This window comes from Microcoleus sp. T2B6, assembly GCF_036700475.1.
In the GTDB taxonomy this organism is placed as follows: domain Bacteria; phylum Cyanobacteriota; class Cyanobacteriia; order Cyanobacteriales; family Microcoleaceae; genus Microcoleus.
Window position 1 is genome coordinate 43,433 of record NZ_JAUBOZ010000061.1, and the last position, 3,153, is coordinate 46,585.

Below are 3,153 nucleotides of genomic sequence, written 5' to 3' on the forward strand. Positions count from 1 at the left end.
TGCCTGTTCCACAAAGAGTTTTTTTGTGGGTGGTTTCTTGTGGGCCGTTGCTGCTAGCCCGCCCCTTGCTTTAATTTGGGAGTTGGTTTCTTTCGATGATGCCGCCGCCCAATAGCACATCGCCGTCATACCAAACAGCCGCTTGTCCGGGGGTAATGCTCAACTGCGGTTCGTCAAAAATCAACTTAACTCTTGTACCGCCGACTTTTTCCTCTGCTTGGGAGGATTCTACAGGAATAATTGTAGCGGGGACTGGTTGCGATCGATATCGAATCTGTACCTGAGCCCGAATCGGAGCCGTCGGTGCAGCCACAGAAACCCAATTCACTTTCTGGACTGTACATTCAGATTCTACTGCCAACTGGCGATCGCCCACAACTACCCGATTGCCAGCAGCATCGAGTTCAATCACGTACAGCGGTTCCGGTGCAGCAATCCCCAGTCCCTTCCGCTGGCCGATGGTGTAGTGGTGTACACCGTCATGCTGTCCGAGCACCCGCCCTGACTTGTCCACAATGTCACCCTTTTGCGGCGCAATGTACTTATCCAGAAAAGCCCGCATCGAACCGTTACTTTCCACCAAGCACAAATCCTGACTTTCCGGCTTATCAGCAGTTGTCAAGCCAAATTCTGCCGCGATTCTGCGAGTTTCTGTCTTGGTAATTTCGCCCAAAGGAAACTCCGTACCCGCCAACAAATCCTGTGTTAGATCGTACAGGAAATAAGACTGATCTTTCGCAGGGTCGATCGCCCGCAGCAACTGATAGCGACCCGTAGCAGCATCGTAAGTAATCCGAGCGTAGTGCCCTGTAGCGATTTTTTCAATTCCGAGTTCTTCGCGAGCATACTTAAGCATTGGCCCGAACTTCACAGTTTTATTGCACTGTGAACAAGGCAGAGGCGTAATTCCTGCACTGTAACCCTCCACCAAATAATCGACAATACTTGCCTGAAAGACCTCGCGGCTGTCAACAATGTGGTGGGGAACGCCCAAATCTTCGCAAATTTTAGCGGCATCGACCATTCCCTCAGAGCAGCACTGGCCTTTGCCCTTCATCAACCACAGCGTTAAACCCACCACTTCATATCCCTGATGGTGTAAAATTGCGGCTGCTGCGGAACTATCGACCCCGCCGGAGAGGCCTACAACAATCTTGTTCATGATTCTGAGAGAAATTGCTATTTTACTGTTACTTTGTTCGATCGAGCTAATTTATTATACCACAAGTATACTACAACTTGCCACTGCTGCTGTTAGCTGAAATTTTAGCATTAATATGACCATTCAAAAATTTGTTGTCACCGCCGACCAAATGCGGCAAATAGAAACGAGAATTTTTGCTGCTGGAATGCCAGTCGCAGCTTTAATGGAAAAAGTCGCGGGACTGATTGCTAGACGCATTCAGGAGCTTTTGAAAGCGGAAGGAAGTTCGGCAACTAGCAGTGTACGGGATTTAACGGATAGAAGGAAAAGGGAAGAAGGGAAAAATCTTGTTAATTCTAAATTGCCAGTTATCGGCGTATTGGTTGGGCCCGGACACAACGGCGGCGATGCTTTGGTTGTTGCCCGCGAATTGCACTTTCAAGGGTTCCAAGTAGTTATTTACTGTCCGTTTTCTAAACTAAAAGAACTAACAAAAAATCACGCTGATTATGCAGGTTCTTTAAATATTCCATTTAGTGAGAAAATTGAAAATCTGAAAAACTGCGATTTGCTCGTGGATGGTTTATTTGGCTTTGGATTAGAACGAGAAATTACTAACGCCACTGCCACAGCTATTGACGAAATAAATAATTTAAATATACCAATTTTAAGTATAGACATTCCATCGGGAATTCATACAAATACCGGAGAAGTTTTGGGAACGGCAATTAGGGCAAAACATACATTATGTTTGGGTTTGTGGAAAATGGCATTTCTGCAAGATAGAGCATTAGAATATATCGGGAGTTCCGAATTAATTGATTTTGATATTCCCGCAGCAGATATTGCAGCAATATTGGGCGAAACGCCAGCAATACAACGCATTACAAAAGCATCGGCAACTCAGAATTTGCCGTTACCCCGATCGCCAATTTCGCACAAATACACCAATGGTCACTTACTAATTATTGCAGGTTCCCGCCGCTACAGCGGAGCCGCAATTTTGGCAGCATTGGGAGCAAGAGCTAGCGGCATCGGAATGCTGTCAATTGCTGTTCCTGAGTCGATTAAATCGATCTTGAGCAGCCAGTTACCAGAGGCATTAGTTATAGGATGTCCCGAAACCCAAAGCGGTGCAATTAGCCAATTGCCAGTAGCAATTGATTTGAGTACCTATGATGCGATCGCCGCAGGCCCAGGTCTGACATTGGAAGCGGCAATAGCTGTAGAATCTGTACTGGAGAGCGATCGACCTCTGGTTTTAGATGCTGACGGTTTAAATATCCTCGCTCAACTCGGCACAGTCCCGATTTTGTCCGAACGCCCAGCACTGACAATTATCACGCCTCATCCGGGCGAATTCAAGCGTTTATTTCCCGAATTAGCCGAGCAAACCGGCGACGATCGAATTGCCGCAAGTCAAGCAGCAGCTCAGCTTTGCGGTGCAACGATATTGCTCAAAGGAGCCAGAGTGTGCATAAGTTGGAAGGATGAGGGCGATTCCCTACGGGATAGCTACGCTTCACGTACCATCACCTACCTCAATCCCGAAAGCACTCCAGCCCTCGCCAGAGGCGGCAGCGGCGACGTTCTCACAGGCTTGTTAGGGGGACTATTAGCAAGTGCGATCGCCCGCAAATCCCCCCCCAAATCAGTTGCTGCAACAGCAGCTTGGTGGCACGCTCAAGCCGGAATCATGGCTGCCAAAGATCGGACGGAATTAGGAGTAGATGCCTTTACTTTGACACAGTATTTAATTCCAGCTTTGCGAGAATTTGCTGAGTAAACAATCAACATGAGTTGGTAGAGTGCGTACCCCGCATCTTTCTATTGGGTAGGTGTGCACCGCGCACCTTAGCCCTTGGTTTGTATTGACAACGGAAGTCCTCATAAAGATATTACAACTTGCATTCCTTACGACTGACATCTTGGAGCAATATCAATAAGAGGATTTTTCGTGGGGTCGGGCGGGTTTATAGAACCTATTTGCAAGCTTTAAGGCTGTTGGC

2 protein-coding genes are annotated in these 3,153 nt (G+C 47.4%); one reads left to right on the plus strand and one right to left on the minus strand.

The annotated features are described in order from the left end of the window. Nucleotides 1-70: 70 nt before the first annotated feature. Nucleotides 71-1,162: a tRNA 2-thiouridine(34) synthase MnmA gene (mnmA, locus tag QUA00_RS23485; protein ID WP_333411285.1), complete on the minus strand. Its 1,092-nt coding sequence runs from the start codon at nucleotides 1,160-1,162 to the stop codon at nucleotides 71-73. 115 nt (nucleotides 1,163-1,277) lie between these two features. Here mnmA and QUA00_RS23490 point away from each other — a divergent pair, with 115 nt between their 5' ends. Next, nucleotides 1,278-2,930: an NAD(P)H-hydrate dehydratase gene (locus tag QUA00_RS23490; RefSeq protein ID WP_333411286.1), complete on the plus strand. Its 1,653-nt coding sequence runs from the start codon at nucleotides 1,278-1,280 to the stop codon at nucleotides 2,928-2,930. Nucleotides 2,931-3,153 lie beyond the last annotated feature (223 nt).